This is a genomic window from Serratia sp. CY47444, assembly GCF_052168635.1.
In the GTDB taxonomy this organism is placed as follows: Bacteria; Pseudomonadota; Gammaproteobacteria; order Enterobacterales; family Enterobacteriaceae; genus Serratia; species Serratia bockelmannii.
Genome location: NZ_JBJNMH010000004.1, coordinates 18,277 through 34,427 on the forward strand (window position 1 = coordinate 18,277; position 16,151 = coordinate 34,427).

The window sequence follows — 16,151 nt, forward strand, 5'->3', positions numbered from 1 at the left end:
TCGCGGCTTGGCCCCTTAGCTCAGTGGTTAGAGCAGGCGACTCATAATCGCTTGGTCGTTGGTTCAAACCCAACAGGGGCCACCAAATTTTCAAAGGGTTACGTCAACAGCGTAGCCCCTTGGCGTTTTCTGCGGCACAGCGTTGTATAATCACTGCCATAAAACTAAAGCCCCCATAACTTCAGAAACAGGGCAAAAATCTCATGTCCCTCTGTCGCCTCTACCGTGAATTAGCATCATGACCGGCCTCGCTATTTTGTGCATCGAATGCTGTTCTGGCCGCATCAATATCGGCAATATGTTCATTCGCCCAGGTTCCCAGCGCGATGACCGGCACCGTTAATGAGCACCCGAGCGGCGTCAATTCATATTCGACGTGCGGCGGCATGACGGCAATAACTGTCCGCTTGACCAACCCATCTCGTTCCATATTGCGCAGGCACAACGTCAGCATCCGCTGAGATATTCCATTGATTGTACGCTTTATTTCAGTGAATCGGCGTGGCCCGTTCGCCAAGAACATAATGATCAGGACACTCCACTTCTCACCAACGCGCGCCAATACCTGACTGATCTTTTGGCAGTCGGCATGTCTTAAATCTCGAGGTTGATCAGTCACATTCATGATACCGGGTTCTCCTAATGTGCCTTATTGTCTGCCATTTTAGGGCATGGTTATATTGTTATCCCTGGTTACCATTTTATACCTAAGGATTTCACCATGACACTGCTTCATATCGATTCCAGCATTCTCAACGAACAGTCGGTAAGCCGCCAGCTCACGGCGGCGATCGTCAAACATCTTTCTGCTGCTGAGCCGGACGCCAGGATCATCCACACCGATCTCGCCGCCGACCCGATTAACCACCTTTCGAGCGCCGAATTTTTGGCTCTGCAGGGCGTGGAGCCGCAAGACGAGCACGTCAAACAGGCCGTTGCCCGCAACGCTAAACTCGTCGACGACTTCCTTGCCGCCGATGTCATTATCGTCGGTGCACCTATGTATAACTTTACGTTGCCGACTCAGCTGCGCGCCTGGCTTGACCGACTTGCAGTGCCAGGCAGAACTTTCCGCTATACGGAAAAAGGCGCTGAAGGCCTCGCCAAGGGGAAACGCGTTATCGTCGCTTCCACTCGCGGTGGCCTGTACGGCGAAGGCACGCCACTGGCCTTCCTGGACCATCAGGAAACCTATCTGCGCAGTTTCTTCGGCTTCCTTGGCATTACGGACATCACCTTCATTCGAGCAGAGGGACTGGCACTCAGCCCGGAAAACCGCACTGTCGCCATCGATGCAGCGGCGGCTCAGATTGACGGCCTGACCGCTTAATCGGGGCCTGTTCGGAACAGCAATAGCAGGCTCGCGGCCAGTCCCGTTTTTGGGCTGGCCACCGGCGATGCAATACCGCTCAATCGTATGGCCGTGCCGCGTACCCCGAAATTCGTTTGCACCGGATGTATAAACTGGAGATTCAATCATGAACACCACGTTGACCTCACCACCCGCGCCCAACCCGCGGCGTATTACACAACGCACCCGAGGGCAAGGCCACGGCCCGATAACCCGACTGATGAGCCCGTCCGACCTGGGCCAGGTGATTAAACCTTTCGTCTTCCTCGATCTGTTCGATGCGGATCAGCGCACCATGGCAATGCTGGCCAACATGCCGCTGCATCCGCATTCAGGCATAGCCACCGTGACCGTGCCGCTCGAAGGCGCTTTTCACTACGAAGATCCCGCCAGCGGCACTGTCGGGACGCTCGGCTATGGCGCGGTAGAGTGGGCGCGTGCCGGCGGTGGGATGTGGCACGGCAAAGAATTGTCCGCCACGGATACGCCGCGCATCCGAGGATTCCAGCTCTGGTTGGCCCTGCCCGCCGAGCTGGAGAACGGTGAACAGGAAAGCCGTTATATCGAAGCCCGGAACATGCGCCAAATCGGGCCGGCGCATATCATCGTCGGCAACCATGAAGGCGTGCAAAGCCCGGTGCCCGCACACGAAGGCATCAATTATTTGCTCGTCACCCTCAAACCCGGCGAAAGCTGGACTTACCTCCCGCCAGCCAAGCATTCAGTCGGCTGGCTCGCGCTGGCCAAAGGCCGGCTCAGCGCAGACGCGCCTATCAACGCGGGCGAGATGGTGGTATTCGAACCGGGGGAAATGCCCATAGCGCTCGAAGCATCCGGCAATGAAGATGCCGTATTCGTTCTCGGCTCAGCCGTGCCTCACCCGTATCCGCTGCACCTCGGTTCCTATTCGGTACATACCTCAGCATCCGCGCTGGAAGCCGGCGAACGTCGCATCGCCGAACTGGGGCGCAGACTTAAAGAGGCCGGCGAGCGGCGTACGGCCTCGGGCACGATCCCCATCTTCCGATGACGTTGATGATGGGATCACAATCTGCGACGAACGATCCAGGGCAGGCTAATCTCATGCGCCGACGTATCCGGCCGCTCGCTGGCGGCGCAACGTGATATTATCGCCCCACTCCCTTCAGTTGCCGGATAAGGATCCCGCATGATCGTCATCTGCGACCACGACAACCTCGACGCCTGGCTGGCGCTGCGCTCGGCGCTGTGGCCCACTTGTCCGTTGGAAGAGCACCGCGCGGAGATGCGCGAGATATTGGCTTCGCCGCACCACACCGCATTTATGGCGCGGGGGCTGGACGGCGCTTTCGTTGGCTTTGCCGAGGTCGCACTGCGCTACGATTACGTCAACGGCTGCGAATCGTCGCCGGTGGCGTTTTTGGAAGGGATTTTTACCGTCGAGCGCGCCCGCCGCCAGGGCTGGGCGGCGCGTCTGATCGCGCAGGTGCAGGAGTGGGCCAAGCAACAGGGGTGCAGCGAGCTGGCGTCGGATACCGACATCGCCAATCTGGACTCCCAGCGCCTGCATGCGGCGCTGGGCTTTGCCGAAACGGAGCGGGTGGTGTTTTACCGTAAAATGCTGGGCTGATCAGGCGATCTTGCTTTGCCGCTGATGCGCCAACTGCTCGGCGCGCAGCAGGATCTCCTGCAGATCGTCCTCGTCGATATCGAATAGATCCCCCTCCATCAGCGCCTCGTGCAGATCGGCGCGGGTGATGGAAACGGCATCGATCGGCAGATTGGCCGGTTTGGCCTCCGCCGGCGCCAGCGCATGCGGGTAGCGTCGCCCGGCCAGGTTATTGAACAGAATGGCCAGCGCCGCCAGCAGCACCGAGTTCAGCAGCACCGGATACAGTACGAAGTCATAGCCCATCTGGTGAATGCCGGGGCCGCCGAGGATGGCGGTCAGCGCCACCGCGCCGCCGGGTGGATGCAAGCAACGCAGCTTGAACATCAGGCCGATGGCCACCGCCGCCGCCGCGCCGCAAGCCAGGCCCGGATCGGGGATCAGCAGACCAGCGCTGACACCCACCGTCGCCGCCAGCGCATTGCCGCCGACGATCGACCAGGGCTGCGCCAACGGGCTGTTGGGCACGCCGAACAGCAGCACCGCCGAAGCGCCCATCGGCGCGATAAACCAGAGGTTCACCTCACCCAAAATAAAGTGGCTGATCCAACCGGCGAGCATCAGCCCCAAACCGGCACCGACGCTGGAAATCAGCATCTCTCGCTTGCCCACCGCCAGCGGGTGCGGCCACAGGCGCGCACATCCCACTTTCACTCGTTCTATCCACTGCGTCTTCATGTTACCCAATACGGCTCAATTCACTTGTTGGCAACAAATATATCACATCATCCTGAAGGAACTCACGGCGCCGTAAACCGCGCCGCCCAAGAACTTTTAGCTAACAGATTGATTTTTAGCCTCCCCTCGACAATGATGAATGTTCCCCCTTTAACCCCGAGGAACCGCCGATGTCTCAACCGATCACCGAGCTTTATACCGACAGTGAATTTTTCAGCCCGTACGCCATGTCCGCCTTTGTCGTGCTGACGGAAAAAGGCATTCCGTTCACCGTGAAGCCGGTGGATCTGGCGAAGGAAGAGAACAAAGAGGCGGCCTACGCGGCGCTGTCGCTCACCCGCCGGGTGCCGACGCTGGCGATCGGCGAATTCCAGCTCTCAGAGTCTTCGGCGATCGCCGAATACCTGGAAGACATCCACCCGGCCCACGCCGTGTACCCGCGCGACGTGAAGCTGCGCGCCAAAGCGCGCGAGATCCAGGCCTGGCTGCGCAGCGATCTGCTGCCGATCCGCGCCGAGCGTTCGACCGAGGTAGTGTTCAACAACGGCAAGTTCCCGCCGCTGTCCGAAGCCGCGCAAGAGGCCGCGCGCAAGCTGATCGCCGCCGTGGAAAAGCTGCTGAGCCACGGGCAGGATAATCTGTTCAGGGAGTGGTGCATCGCCGACACCGATCTGGCGCTGATGCTCAACCGGCTGGTGATGCACGGCGATCCGGTGCCGGAGCGCGTTCGCCACTATGCGCACAAGCAGTGGCAGCGCCCGTCGGTGCAGGCCTGGCTGGCGTTGTCGGAAAAACGGCGCGCCTGAGAAAAAAATCGGCGGCCACGACGCCGCCGTTCTCAATGCCGAGAAACAACATCACTGCTTGAGGGAAGGCAAATCACCATCCAGAGGGCAGATAGCCTAACAATGAAGCGATGGCGTACACCGCGCTGGCCAGGTACAGCAACACAATGCTGACCTGCAGCAACGGGTGCGTGATCCAATTGCACTGCCAGCGCGGGGTCTGGTCGCCATGCTTGCGCGCGCCGCGCAGGATCAGCATCGGCATGATCGACAGGATCACCCCGCTGAACACCCCGGCGAAGTAGAGCGCGTTGACGAACGACACCAGGCCGCTGTAGGCCAGCGCGAACGGCGGCACCACCACCAACAGCAGCACGCCGAAGCGGCGCAGCGGCAGCTCGTCGTTGCCCAACCGGAACTTGTCGAAAATATTGGTCAGGAAGCTGCCGCCCAATCCCCAGTACGAGGTCAGCATCGCACACAGCGCGAAGATGTTGGCGGAGAAGAACGCCCACTGCCCCAGCGCCTGGCCCCAGGAAATGGTGGCCACGTCGGAGATGTCATCCAGCCCGCTGAGCGCGATCACCGACATCGGCACCGCCGCCAGCAAAATGAACGTCACCACCATGCCGACGATGATCGCCTTCGGCAACTGCTCCGGCTTGTCGGCGAAGCCGCGCGCCATTTCCGGCACGATGTACTGCGCCGAGAAGCAGAACACCACCACGTTGAACACCGGCACCATATAGCGCCAGTCGCCGTCCAGCAGGTTGCGCATCTGGGTGGTGTCTTTCAGCAGCGTCGCCGCCACCAGCGCGGTCAACATCACTACCATGCCGATGCTGATGAACTTCTCGCCGCGGCCGATCGCTTTCAACCCCAGGTACAGCACGCCGGCGGCGGGCACGAAGAACAGCAGGCTGCCCAGCGCCGGCGAGATACCGAACAGCGATTGCAGCAGCTTGCCGCTGCCGGTCATATAGGCGGTGAGCGCCCCAACGCTGTTGACGCACACCGAAGCGAACATCAGCCAGGCGCCCAGGCCGCCGACGTAGCGCTTCGCCAGTCCGCTCAGCTGCAGATGCGCGCGGGTGCGCAACGTAGATTCGGCAACGTACAGCATGGTGATGGTGGTCAGGCTCCCCACCAGCACCAGCCAAAACAGCAGCGGCAGGAAACCGGCCTTGCTGGAGGCGTAGGCGATGGAGAGTACGCCGGCGCCGATGTTGGTGCCGACGATCATCGCCACCCCTTCGAGGAAACTTAACGATTTGGCGGGTGCAGGTGCTCGCACCCCGGCGGCAAGCGCCGGAGAAACAGAGATATTATCAGACATGCATCATCCTTTATCACCCGGCGACGCTGGCCGCCGGGATGGGTTAACGTCCTGACGCTCAACAGCTCACATCGATACACAGGTATTTCAGCTCCAGATATTCTTCTATCCCGTAGCGCGATCCTTCACGCCCGAGCCCTGACTGTTTCACGCCGCCGAACGGCGCCACTTCGTTGGAAATCAGCCCGGTGTTGATGCCGACCATGCCGTACTCCAGCGCCTCCGGCACACGCCATTGGCGTGCGGCGTTCTGCGTGAACAGGTAGGCGGCCAGGCCGAATTCGGTGTCGTTGGCCATGGCGATGGCTTCCGCTTCATCATGGAAGCGAAACAGCGGCGCCACCGGCCCGAAGGTCTCTTCTTTGGCGAAGCGCATCTTCTGCGTTACGCCGGTCACCACCGTCGGCTGGAAGAAAGTGCCGCCGAGCGCGTGCGGCTGGCCGCCGGTGGCGATCTGTGCCCCTTTGATCAGCGCGTCGTCGATATGGCTCTGCACCTTCGCTACCGCATCGCTGTCGATCAGCGGCCCCTGGGTGGTGCCTTCCTGGCTGCCGTCGCCGACTTTCAACTGCTCGACCGCCGCCACCAGTTTCTCCGCCAGCCGCTCGTAGATGCCGTCCTGCACGTAGATGCGGTTGGCGCAGACGCAGGTCTGGCCGCTGTTGCGGAACTTGGAGGCCATGATGCCCGCCACCGCCGCGTCCAGATTGGCGTCGTCGAACACGATGACCGGCGCGTTACCGCCCAGCTCCAGCGACAGTTTCTTGATGCTCGGTGCGCACTGCGCCATCAGGATGCGGCCGACCTCGGTCGAGCCGGTAAAGCTCAGCTTGCGCACCACCGGGCTGTCGCACAGCACCTTGCCCACCTGCGCCGCTTCGCCGGTCACCACCTGCAAAACGCCGGCGGGAATGCCGGCGTCCTGCGCCAGCTTGGCCAGCGCCAGCGCGGTCAGCGGCGTTTGCTCGGCCGGTTTGACGATGATGGCGCAACCGGCCGCCAGCGCCGGCGCCACCTTGCGGGTGATCATCGCCGCCGGGAAATTCCACGGTGTGATGGCCGCGCACACGCCGATCGGCTGCTTCACCACCACCAGACGCTGCGAAGCCTGCGGCGCCTGCAATACCGCGCCGTCCACCCGCTTGGCCTCTTCGGCGAACCAGGTGATGAACGACGCGGCGTACGCCACTTCGCCGCGCGCTTCCGCCAGCGATTTGCCCTGCTCGGCGGTCATCAGCTGCGCCAGATCTTCCTGTGCGGCCAGCACCTTGTCGGCCCAGGCCAACAGCAGCGCGGAACGCTGCTTGGCGGTCAGCTGTTTCCACTCGTTTTGCGCCCGCTGCGCCGCCGCGATCGCCTGCTGGGTTTCCTCTTCGCTGACCAGCGGAATGCTGGCCAGTTCGGCGCCGGTCGCCGGGTTGATCACCGCTTCGCGCTTGCCGCTCAGGGCATCGCACCATTCGCCGTTGATCAGACACTGGCTGCGCAGCAGCTCGGGATTATTCAATTTCATGCCGTTCGCTCCTTAGTGAGCCAGCGCGCGGGACAGGATGCCCATCGCCTTGGTGAACTGATCGTCCGGGATGGTCAGCGGGTACAGGAAGCGGATCACGTTGCCGTTCACGCCGCAGCTCAGCAGCAGCAGCCCTTCCGCCATCGCCTTCTGCTGCACCTGACGGGTGATCTCCGCCGAAGGCTTGCCGGTAGACGGATCGTTGAACTCCACCGCCACCATCGATCCCTGCGCGCGCACATCGGCGATCGCCGGGCTGGTTTTGCGCGCCTGCTGGAGCACTTCCACCAGGTGCTGCCCCAAGCGCTGAGCGCGCTGGCACAGCTGCTCTTCGTCGATCACGTCCAGCACCGCGTGCGCGGCGGCCACCGCCAGCGGGTTACCGGCGTAGGTACCGCCCAGCCCGCCCGGCGCCGGCGCATCCATCACCTCGGCGCGGCCCGCCACCGCCGACAGCGGCATGCCGCCCGCCAGGCTTTTCGCCATGGTGATCAAATCGGGCTTAACGCTGTAGTGCTCCATGGCGAACAGCTTGCCGGTACGGGCGAAGCCGGTCTGCACTTCGTCGGCGATCAGCAGAATGCCATGCTGGTCGCACAGCGCACGCAGCGCCTGCATGAATTCGGCCGGCGCCACGTTGAAGCCGCCTTCGCCCTGCACCGGCTCCAGCACAATGGCCGCCACCTGCTTGGGATCGATATCCGCTTTAAACAGGCGATCCAGGCTGTTCATCGCGTCTTCGGTGGTCACGCCGTACAGCGCATTCGGATACTGGCCGTGAAACACCGAGCCGGGGAATGGGCCAAAGCCCAGTTTGTAAGGCGCCACTTTGCCGGTCAGCGCCATGGTCATATAGGTACGGCCGTGGAAACCACCGCCGAAGGTGATCAAGCCCGGACGGCCGGTGTAAGCGCGGGCGATCTTCACCGCGTTTTCCACCGCTTCCGCGCCGGTGGTGAAGAAGGCGGTTTTACACGGACCGGCGATCGGCGCGCGCTGGTTGATGCGCTCCGCCAACGAGACATAGCTTTCGTAAGGAACGATCTGATAGGCGGTGTGGGTGAAGGCCTGCAGCTGCTTTTCAATTGCGGCGATCACTTTCGGGTGGCGATGCCCGGTGTTCAGCACGGCGATCCCCGAAGCGAAGTCGATCACTTCTTTGCCTTCCACATCCCACAGCGTGGCGTTCTCTGCGCGCTCGGCGTAAAAACCACACATCACGCCCACTCCGCGCGGGGTGGCGTCCTGACGGCGTTGGTTCAATTCTGCGTTTTTCATGCTGTTCTCTCCGGTCGGTGCCAGTTACACGTTTCGTTCACATTCGTGAAACAATGCCGTTTATTTACACAGGATGTGGCCCTATAATCGAGTGCCAGTTACGAATAATTGAGGGATCCAATTGCGCTCATTGAGTGGTGATCTGTTGCTGCAGCGCCTCGGCGAACAGCCCGATGACAAGCTGCACAAGCGGCTTTACAACGCGATCCGCACCAGCATTCTCGACGGCAGCCTGCCGCCCTCCAGCCGCCTGCCCGCCTCGCGCGATCTGGCGCAGGAGCTCAGCCTGTCCCGCAACACCGTATTAACCGTTTATGAACAACTGCTGGCGGAAGGCTACGTGTCGGCGCGCGCCGGCAGCGGCACCTTCGTCGCCGACACGGTGCCGGACAGCTGCCTCTCCACCGGCGGCGCTCCGGCGGACGGCAGCGGGCAACCGCGGCGCGTCGAACTGTCGGAGCGCGGCGCCACGCTGCTGCACCACGCCAGCGCCAGCCCCAAACAGTGGGGGGCATTCATTCCCGGCGTCCCCGACGTCAACGCCTTTCCCCATCAGCTGTTCAGCAAGATCCAGGCGCGCCTCAGCCGCCGCCCGGCGCCGCAGCGGCTGACCTACAGCAATCAGGGCGGCAGCCCGGAGCTGCAGCATGCGTTGGTGGAGTATTTACGGGTGGCGCGCTCGGTGCGCTGCTCGCCGGAACAGATCCTGATCACTGAAGGCATCCATCAGGCGATCGATCTGGTGACGCGCATGTTGTGCAATCCGGGGGATGACGCCTGGATCGAAGAACCGGGCTATTGGGGGATCCGCAATATCCTGCGCATCAATGCGTTGAACATCTGCCCGCTGGCGGTGGACGAGGCCGGGCTGGTGCCGCCGGAGCAGCCAACGACGCCACCCCGCCTGATTTTCGTCACCCCGTCGCACCAGTATCCGCTCGGCTCGGTGATGAGCCTGGCGCGCCGCCAACGGCTGCTGGCGCTGACGCGCAACGCCGGCGGTTGGATCGTCGAGGACGACTACGACAGCGAATTCCGCTTTTCCGGCCAACCGATCCCGGCGCTGCAAGGGCTGGAGGCCGACGCGCCGGTGATTTACATCGGCACCTTCAGCAAGACGCTTTACCCGGCGCTGCGCCTCGGCTATGTGGTGTTGCCGCCGCCGCTGGTGCAAGCGTTGAAAACCGCCCACGCCGAGCTGTACCGCGGCGGGCACCTGCTGATCCAGAGCGCGCTGGCGGAGTTTATTCAAGAGGGGCACTACACCGCGCATATCCGCCGCATGCGGTTGCTGTACGCCCGGCGGCGCGCCTTCCTGACCGGATTGATCGAACAGCATCTCGGCAAACAGGCGCTCAGCGAATTCAACAGCAACGCCGGATTGCACCTGATCCTCAACCTGCCGGACGAGGCCGACGACGTGGCGATCGCCGCCGCCGCCGGCGCGCAGGGGGTGCTGGTGCGGCCGCTGTCGCGCTACTACATGCTGCCCAACCGCCGGCGCGGCCTGCTGATGGGATTTGCCTGCGTACCGGAAGAGCAGATGGCCGCGGCCTTCACCCAGCTGCTGGCGTGCATCAACACGCCCGAGGTGAAAAAGGCGGCCCCCTAGGGCCGCCTTCGCGCGTTACCAGGCCTGAAGCCGCCAGCCGTCCATCTGTCGCTGCAGACGGTGTGTCGGCCGCAGCGCCTGCAGGAAGTCTTCGTCGTGCGACACCACCAGCATCGCGCCGGGGAAATCCGCCAGCGCAGTTTCGATCGCCAGCGACGACGCCAGATCCAGGTGGTTGGTCGGCTCGTCGAGCAACAGCAGCTGCGCCGGTTGTCGCCGCCACAGCGCGCAGGCCAACGCCGCCTTGAGCCGTTCGCCGCCGCTCAGCGAGCCCAGCGGCAGCGCGATGCGATCCGCGCCAAGCTGCAACTGCGCCAACCGGGTGCGCAACGCGCCTTCCGCCAACGGTGAATCCTGCAGCCCCAGATGCTCCATCACCGACAGATTCGGGTCGAGCTGCGACAGGGTTTGATCGAGGTAGGCCGTCGACAGCGGGCAATGACAATGGCCGGAAAGCGCCGTCAGCTGACCGAGAACGGTCTTCAGTAAGGTGGACTTGCCACAGCCGTTGGGGCCGGTCAACGCCACGCGCATCGGGCCGTCGATACGCAGATCGAGCGGCGGCGCGCTGACGAACGGCAGCTGCAGCTGCTCGAGCACCAGCACCTGCTTGTTCGCGCTCACTTCGCTGCCCGGCAGCGCCAGCAACACCGGCTGCTCCTCTTCCACCCGCTGATAGGCTTCGCGCACCGCCGCATCGAGGCTGTCGCGCTGATCCTGATGCTGTTTGCGCAGCGTACCGAGGCTCTCCTTCGCCGCCGACTTGTAGGCCACCCGCTCAAAAGAGGCGATATTCAGCGTATCGACGACGCGCAGCGTTTGCGCCGAGCGCCGCTGGCTCATGTCGTGCTCTTTTTGCTGGCGGGCGCGGGTGCGGCGACGCTCCTCGCGCGCATGCTCCAGATCGGCGCGCGCCGCCTGCTGTTCCGTGTCGCGCTGGCGCCGGTAGTCATCGTAGTTGCCGCCGTAGCTGCGCAGCGCACCGGGTGTCAGTTCGACAATGCGCTCCATGCGCGCCAGCAGCTGCCGGTCATGGCTGGCGATCAGCAGCCCGCCCCGCCACTGATCCAGCTGCTGATACAGCCAGGCACGCCCGACGCTGTCGAGGTGGTTGGTCGGTTCGTCCAGCAGCAGAAAATCCGCTTCGCCCAGCAACGCCCCGCACAGCGCCGCGCGCATCCGCTCGCCGCCGCTCAGAGAGCTTGCGGATCGCAACGGATCGAAGGCCGGCAGCCCGGCGGCGACAAAGGCGTTTTGCAGACGATCGTTGAGATCCCAGCGCCCTTCCAGACGATCGATATCGTCCGCCAGCGGCTGCCCCTGCTCGAGACGCGCCAGCGCGGCAAACACCTCGCCATAGCCCAACAGCTGGGCCAGCGTGGTGTCCGCGGCGATCTCCGGCTGCTGCGCAACGTAAGCCAATGCGGCATGGGATTCGACGTGACCGTTACCCGGCCGATCCAACCCGGCGATCAGGCGCAGCAGCTGGGTTTTGCCGACGCCGTTGCGCCCCACCAGGCCACAGCGCTGCCGATCGAAAGCGAGATCCAGCGGGCCGAACAGCGTTTCGCCGTCAGCAAATTGGCAGGTCAGTTGATGTAAAACGAAATAAGGGGACTGCGCAAAATGAGCCATAAGCACTCCTGAATGAGATCAAAACATCCCCACAGGGCGCAAGAGCGCACAGCGTGGGACCAGATATCAACAGGTGTGGGTGTTCATTTTCGGTAGTGGCTCCGCAGAGAGAAGGAATTTACAACGCGCAAAGGTTAACCGATCTTTTGTTCGTTATGCAAACAGAGTCTGAGATTCATGACGTCTATCACATTCGGCGCAACGCAGATTCCCAAGCGGCATGACAACGGCTAGATTTATCTCATCCGACCACTTGTGTTCACATAATAATAACAGATGCTCATCCCCAATCGCTTTCAACCTGCAGCTAGGCGGCAAGTTCGGGCGTTCCCAGGAGCTTACTCAAGTAAGTGACTGGGGCGAGCGAACGCAGGCAACAACGCTGCAGGTTGAAAGAGGCGGGGGATGAACGATGGAGAGTGCAATGAGCAATTACCCTCACCTGCTGGCGCCGCTGGATCTCGGCTTCACCACCCTGAAAAACCGGGTGCTGATGGGATCGATGCATACCGGCCTGGAAGAGCTGCCCGACGGCCCGCAGCGCCTGGCCGCGTTCTATGCCGAGCGCGCCGCCGCCGGCGTGGCGCTGATCGTCACCGGCGGCATTGCCCCGAACGAACAGGGCGTGGTGTTTCGCGGCGGTTCGATCCTCAACAGCGAGGCGCAATTGCCTCACCACCGCCCGGTAACCGAGGCCGTCCACCGGGCGGGCGGCAAAATTGCGCTGCAGATCCTGCACACCGGCCGCTACAGCTATCAACCCAAGCTGGTGGCCCCTTCCGCGCTGCAGGCGCCAATCAACCCGTTTACGCCGAGCGCGCTCAGCGCAGCGGAGATCGAGCAGACTATCGCCGACTTTGCCCGCTGCGCGGCGCTGGCGCAGCAGGCCGGCTATGACGGCGTTGAGGTGATGGGATCCGAAGGCTACCTGATCAACCAATTCTTGACGACGCGTACCAATCAGCGCGACGACCAATGGGGCGGCAGCTTCACCAACCGCATGCGGTTCGCCGTCGAGACCGTCAGGGCGGTGCGCCAGGCCGTGGGCCCGGCATTCATTCTGATCTACCGGCTGTCGATGCTCGATCTGGTGGAGGACGGCTCCAGCTGGCAGGAGATCGAACAGCTGGCGCTGGCGGTCGAACAGGCGGGCGCCACGATCATCAATACCGGCATCGGCTGGCACGAAGCGCGCATCCCGACCATCGCCACCATGGTGCCGCGCGCCGGATTCAGCTGGGTAACCCGCAAGCTGATGGGCAAGGTCAGCATCCCGCTGATCACCACCAACCGCATCAACGATCCGGCGGTGGCCGAGCAGGTGCTGGCGGACGGCTGCGCCGACATGGTGTCGATGGCGCGCCCGTTCCTCGCCGACGCCGCCTTTGTGCAGAAAGCCGCCGAGGGGCGCGCCGACGAGATCAATACCTGCATCGGCTGCAACCAGGCCTGCCTCGACCAGATATTTGAAGGCAAGCTGACCTCCTGCCTGGTCAACCCGCGCGCCTGCCGCGAAACCGAAATGCCGCTGACGATGGCGGAGAAACCGAAAAAGCTGGCGGTGATCGGCGCCGGCCCCGCCGGGCTGGCGTTTGCCACCACCGCCGCCAGCCGTGGCCATCAGGTGACGCTGTTCGACGCCGCCGAACAGATCGGCGGCCAGTTCAACATCGCCAAACAAATCCCCGGCAAGGAAGAATTCCATGAAACCCTGCGTTACTTCCGCCGCCAGCTGGCGCTGCGCGAAGTGACGGTCAGGTTGGGCGTCAAGGTCGAGGCGGCGGATTTAAGCGAATTCGACGAAGTGATCCTCGCCTGCGGCATCGTGCCGCGCACCCCGGACATCCCCGGCATCGGGCACGCCAAGGTGCTGAGCTATCTGGACGTGCTGCGCGATAAAAAACCGGTCGGCCAGCGGGTGGCGATCATCGGCGCCGGCGGCATCGGCTTCGACACCGCCGAGTACCTTAGCCAGCACGGCATGTCCAGCAGCCTGGATCAGACGGAATTCAACCGCGAATGGGGCATCGATGGTCGCCTTGAGCAACGCGGCGGGCTTGCAGCGCAAGGCCCTCAGGCGCCACGCGCCGCGCGGCAGATCTACCTGTTGCAACGTAAAACCAGCAAGGTAGGCGAAGGCCTGGGGAAAACCACCGGTTGGATCCACCGCGCCAGCCTGGCGATGCGCGGCGTGAAGATGCTCAATAGCGTCAGCTATCGGCTGATCGACGATGAAGGGCTGCACATCACCCGCGCCGAGCAGGAAAGTTGCCTGCCGGTGGACACGGTGATCGTCTGCGCCGGGCAGGAACCGCGCCGCGAGCTGCAGCAGCCGCTGCTGGCGATGGGGAAAATCGTGCACCTGATCGGCGGCGCCGACGTGGCTGCCGAGCTGGACGCCCGCCGTGCGATCGATCAGGGCACGCGGCTGGCGATGGCGCTGTAAAAAAAAAGGGCGCCCGGCGCCCCTTGTTATTCACTCAGCGACGCGCGCCGGATTTCACCGCTTTCAGGATCACGAACTTCTTGTTCGAGGCCACCAGCGTGCAGTTGCCGAACAGACGCTTGAGCTTCTGGTGATAGTCGAGGTGACGGTTGCCGACGATGCGCAATTCGCCGCCCACCTGCAGGCAGCGCTTGGCGTCGCAGAACATCTGCCAGGCGGTGTGATCGGTAATGGCGTGCTGCTGGTGGAACGGCGGGTTACACAGCACCGCCTGCACGCTTTCGCGCTCGATGCCCGCCAGCGCGTTGTTCACCTCAAACTGACAGCGATCCAGCTCTTGCGGCAGGTTGTGCTCCACGTTCAGCTCGCTGGAAGCCACCGCCATGTAAGATTCATCGACGAAGGTCATCTGCGCTTCCGGGTTTTGCGCCAGCGCCGCCAGGCCAATCACGCCGTTGCCGCAGCCCAGATCGATGATATGGCCGTTCAGGCCACGCGGCAGATGATCCAGGAACAGGCGCGCGCCGATATCCAGGCTGCCACGCGAGAAGACGTTGGCGTGGTTGTGGATCAGCCAATCGGTGCCGTCCAGCGTCCAGTTGGTGGTTTCCGCTGCCGCCGGCGGGACGATGTCCGCCGCCTGACAGAAGATCAGGCGCGCCTTCTTCCACGCCAGGCTGGTGCGCGTCGGGCCCAGCACCTTTTCAAACAGCTGCATCGTCGAGGTATGCACGTCGCGCGCCTTGGCGCCGGCGACGATCAGCGTGTCTTCGGTCACGACGTGGCGCAGCGCGCGCAGCTGCTGTTCCAGCAACGCCAGCGCTTTCGGCACGCGAATCAGCACCACCGCCGGCGCTGCCGGCAGCTCGGCCAGGCTGTCCAACAGCGTGACCTGCTCAGGATCCAATCCGTTGAGTTTCAGGTTGTGACGCGTCGCCAGCTGGCTCATGTACGAGTCGCTGACGCTGTAAGGGCGATGCGCGTGCAGCGCACAGGCCAGGGTGCCGAAGTTATCGTTGAAAATCAGCACCGGGCGGCCGCCGATATCTACGTTTTCAAGCTGTTGCAGCAGATATTCGTCCGCCGCTTCCCACGCCTGCAGCTGGGTGGATTCTTCCTGTTGGGGATAACGCTCCAGCTCAAGTTGCTGTGTTCCCAGATCGAGTTGGCTCATTGCCCCTCCTGACTGATAAAATTTGGGCTGTTTATCCCCTAAAAACGCCCGTCAGTAAAATGTTTTTTCGGATAAATTGCGTATGTCAGGATTTGAGCGAAAAAACAGCATAGAATGACCGGCTGAATGGCCGTTGATACGGAACAAGAATGTCTGAATTGACCTACCTGCAAGGCTACCCAACGCATCTGCAAAGCCAGGTGCAGCAACTGATCCATCAGAATCGGCTGGGGGACGTGCTGCTGCAGCGCTATCCACAGGTGCACGACTGCACGACCGACAAATCGCTGTATCAGTTTACCGTCGATCTGAAAAACCAGTATCTGCGCAACGCCCAGCCGCTGAGCAAGGTGGCCTACGACAGCAAGATCCACGTCATGAAGCACGCGCTCGGCCTGCATACCGCTATCTCGCGCGTGCAGGGCGGCAAGCTGAAGGCCAAGGCGGAAATCCGCGTGGCGACGGTGTTCAAGGTCGCGCCCGAACCGTTCCTGCGCATGATCGTGGTGCATGAGCTGGCGCACCTGAAAGAGAAAGATCACAACAAGGCATTCTACAGTCTGTGCTGCCATATGGAGCCGGATTACCACCAGTTGGAATTCGATACCCGGCTGTATCTGACGCACCTTTCGCTGTTCGGCGAGCTGTATGCATAGCGCGTGAGGGCGTGATAATCTGCGGTTTTAAGCCTGGAC

The 16,151-nt window shown here is 62.6% G+C and carries 14 protein-coding genes and 1 tRNA gene; 8 read left to right on the forward strand and 7 right to left on the reverse strand.

Features of this window, described 5'->3' with window-relative positions; all coding sequences use genetic code 11:
• The first annotated feature begins 9 nt into the window (after nt 1-9).
• Nucleotides 10-85: transfer RNA gene (locus ACJ8IL_RS08320), tRNA-Ile, on the forward strand.
• A gap of 135 nt (nt 86-220) precedes the next feature.
• On the opposite strand, the gene ACJ8IL_RS08325 is transcribed toward ACJ8IL_RS08320, so the two are convergent.
• The gene (locus tag ACJ8IL_RS08325; RefSeq protein WP_025304329.1) at nt 221-625 is read right to left on the reverse strand and encodes a winged helix-turn-helix transcriptional regulator; all 405 of its coding nucleotides are present in this window, start codon (nt 623-625) and stop codon (nt 221-223) included.
• Nucleotides 626-721: 96 nt separating this feature from the next.
• On the opposite strand from ACJ8IL_RS08325, the gene ACJ8IL_RS08330 reads away from it, so the two are divergent.
• From ACJ8IL_RS08330 to aac(6'), 3 genes are all read left to right on the forward strand, one after another.
• Nucleotides 722-1,330: an FMN-dependent NADH-azoreductase gene (locus ACJ8IL_RS08330; RefSeq protein ID WP_442516489.1), complete on the forward strand. Its 609-nt coding sequence runs from the start codon at nt 722-724 to the stop codon at nt 1,328-1,330.
• Between the two features lie 148 nt (nt 1,331-1,478).
• Nucleotides 1,479-2,381, forward strand: coding sequence for a pirin family protein (locus ACJ8IL_RS08335; RefSeq protein ID WP_442516490.1), 903 nt, complete (start codon nt 1,479-1,481; stop codon nt 2,379-2,381).
• Nucleotides 2,382-2,519: 138 nt separating this feature from the next.
• Entirely contained in the window at nt 2,520-2,960 is a 441-nt protein-coding gene (aac(6'), locus tag ACJ8IL_RS08340) for an aminoglycoside 6'-N-acetyltransferase (protein WP_442516491.1), read from the forward strand.
• Here aac(6') and ACJ8IL_RS08345 read toward each other — a convergent pair whose 3' ends face one another.
• Nucleotides 2,961-3,677 carry an HPP family protein gene (locus tag ACJ8IL_RS08345; RefSeq protein WP_107227067.1) on the reverse strand — a complete coding sequence of 239 codons (717 nt, stop codon included), beginning with the start codon at nt 3,675-3,677 and terminating at the stop codon, nt 2,961-2,963.
• Between the two features lie 170 nt (nt 3,678-3,847).
• Here ACJ8IL_RS08345 and yfcF point away from each other — a divergent pair, with 170 nt between their 5' ends.
• The gene (gene yfcF / locus ACJ8IL_RS08350) at nt 3,848-4,483 is read left to right on the forward strand and encodes a glutathione transferase (RefSeq protein ID WP_004937171.1); all 636 of its coding nucleotides are present in this window, start codon (nt 3,848-3,850) and stop codon (nt 4,481-4,483) included.
• A 73-nt stretch (nt 4,484-4,556) separates the two neighbouring features.
• Here the strand turns inward: yfcF and ACJ8IL_RS08355 are convergent, their stop codons facing one another.
• The 3 genes from ACJ8IL_RS08355 to ACJ8IL_RS08365 are packed head-to-tail and all read right to left on the reverse strand — an operon-like array spanning nt 4,557 to nt 8,589.
• Nucleotides 4,557-5,798: an aromatic amino acid transport family protein gene (locus tag ACJ8IL_RS08355; RefSeq protein WP_028127589.1), complete on the reverse strand. Its 1,242-nt coding sequence runs from the start codon at nt 5,796-5,798 to the stop codon at nt 4,557-4,559.
• Between the two features lie 58 nt (nt 5,799-5,856).
• Complete coding sequence (locus ACJ8IL_RS08360) at nt 5,857-7,311, reverse strand: NAD-dependent succinate-semialdehyde dehydrogenase (protein ID WP_038879538.1); 1,455 nt, start codon at nt 7,309-7,311, stop codon at nt 5,857-5,859.
• A 12-nt stretch (nt 7,312-7,323) separates the two neighbouring features.
• Complete coding sequence (locus ACJ8IL_RS08365; RefSeq protein WP_043142044.1) at nt 7,324-8,589, reverse strand: 4-aminobutyrate--2-oxoglutarate transaminase; 1,266 nt, start codon at nt 8,587-8,589, stop codon at nt 7,324-7,326.
• Nucleotides 8,590-8,710: 121 nt separating this feature from the next.
• Here ACJ8IL_RS08365 and pdxR point away from each other — a divergent pair, with 121 nt between their 5' ends.
• Nucleotides 8,711-10,201, forward strand: a complete 1,491-nt coding sequence (gene pdxR, locus ACJ8IL_RS08370) for a MocR-like pyridoxine biosynthesis transcription factor PdxR (RefSeq protein WP_442516492.1) — start codon at nt 8,711-8,713, stop codon at nt 10,199-10,201.
• Nucleotides 10,202-10,216: 15 nt separating this feature from the next.
• On the opposite strand, the gene ACJ8IL_RS08375 is transcribed toward pdxR, so the two are convergent.
• The gene (locus tag ACJ8IL_RS08375) at nt 10,217-11,836 is read right to left on the reverse strand and encodes an ABC-F family ATP-binding cassette domain-containing protein (protein ID WP_147823198.1); all 1,620 of its coding nucleotides are present in this window, start codon (nt 11,834-11,836) and stop codon (nt 10,217-10,219) included.
• Between the two features lie 424 nt (nt 11,837-12,260).
• On the opposite strand from ACJ8IL_RS08375, the gene ACJ8IL_RS08380 reads away from it, so the two are divergent.
• Nucleotides 12,261-14,282 (forward strand): oxidoreductase, encoded by a 2,022-nt coding sequence (locus tag ACJ8IL_RS08380; protein ID WP_442516493.1) that lies wholly within the window; start codon nt 12,261-12,263, stop codon nt 14,280-14,282.
• Between the two features lie 34 nt (nt 14,283-14,316).
• On the opposite strand, the gene rlmG is transcribed toward ACJ8IL_RS08380, so the two are convergent.
• Entirely contained in the window at nt 14,317-15,456 is a 1,140-nt protein-coding gene (rlmG, locus tag ACJ8IL_RS08385; RefSeq protein WP_060434619.1) for a 23S rRNA (guanine(1835)-N(2))-methyltransferase RlmG, read from the reverse strand.
• A 149-nt stretch (nt 15,457-15,605) separates the two neighbouring features.
• Here rlmG and ACJ8IL_RS08390 point away from each other — a divergent pair, with 149 nt between their 5' ends.
• Complete coding sequence (locus ACJ8IL_RS08390) at nt 15,606-16,112, forward strand: M48 metallopeptidase family protein (protein WP_004937154.1); 507 nt, start codon at nt 15,606-15,608, stop codon at nt 16,110-16,112.
• Nucleotides 16,113-16,151: the final 39 nt, after the last annotated feature.

Coding starts and splice junctions, on each gene's coding strand:
- ACJ8IL_RS08360 (WP_038879538.1), bottom strand. CDS start 7,311: ATGAAATTGAATAATCCCGAGCTGCTGCGCAGCCAGTGTCTGATCAAC.
- ACJ8IL_RS08345 (WP_107227067.1), bottom strand. CDS start 3,677: ATGAAGACGCAGTGGATAGAACGAGTGAAAGTGGGATGTGCGCGCCTG.
- ACJ8IL_RS08380 (WP_442516493.1), top strand. CDS start 12,261: ATGAGCAATTACCCTCACCTGCTGGCGCCGCTGGATCTCGGCTTCACC.
- ACJ8IL_RS08375 (WP_147823198.1), bottom strand. CDS start 11,836: ATGGCTCATTTTGCGCAGTCCCCTTATTTCGTTTTACATCAACTGACC.
- rlmG (WP_060434619.1), bottom strand. CDS start 15,456: ATGAGCCAACTCGATCTGGGAACACAGCAACTTGAGCTGGAGCGTTAT.
- ACJ8IL_RS08335 (WP_442516490.1), top strand. CDS start 1,479: ATGAACACCACGTTGACCTCACCACCCGCGCCCAACCCGCGGCGTATT.
- yfcF (WP_004937171.1), top strand. CDS start 3,848: ATGTCTCAACCGATCACCGAGCTTTATACCGACAGTGAATTTTTCAGC.
- ACJ8IL_RS08390 (WP_004937154.1), top strand. CDS start 15,606: ATGTCTGAATTGACCTACCTGCAAGGCTACCCAACGCATCTGCAAAGC.
- ACJ8IL_RS08325 (WP_025304329.1), bottom strand. CDS start 625: ATGAATGTGACTGATCAACCTCGAGATTTAAGACATGCCGACTGCCAA.
- ACJ8IL_RS08355 (WP_028127589.1), bottom strand. CDS start 5,798: ATGTCTGATAATATCTCTGTTTCTCCGGCGCTTGCCGCCGGGGTGCGA.
- ACJ8IL_RS08365 (WP_043142044.1), bottom strand. CDS start 8,589: ATGAAAAACGCAGAATTGAACCAACGCCGTCAGGACGCCACCCCGCGC.
- ACJ8IL_RS08330 (WP_442516489.1), top strand. CDS start 722: ATGACACTGCTTCATATCGATTCCAGCATTCTCAACGAACAGTCGGTA.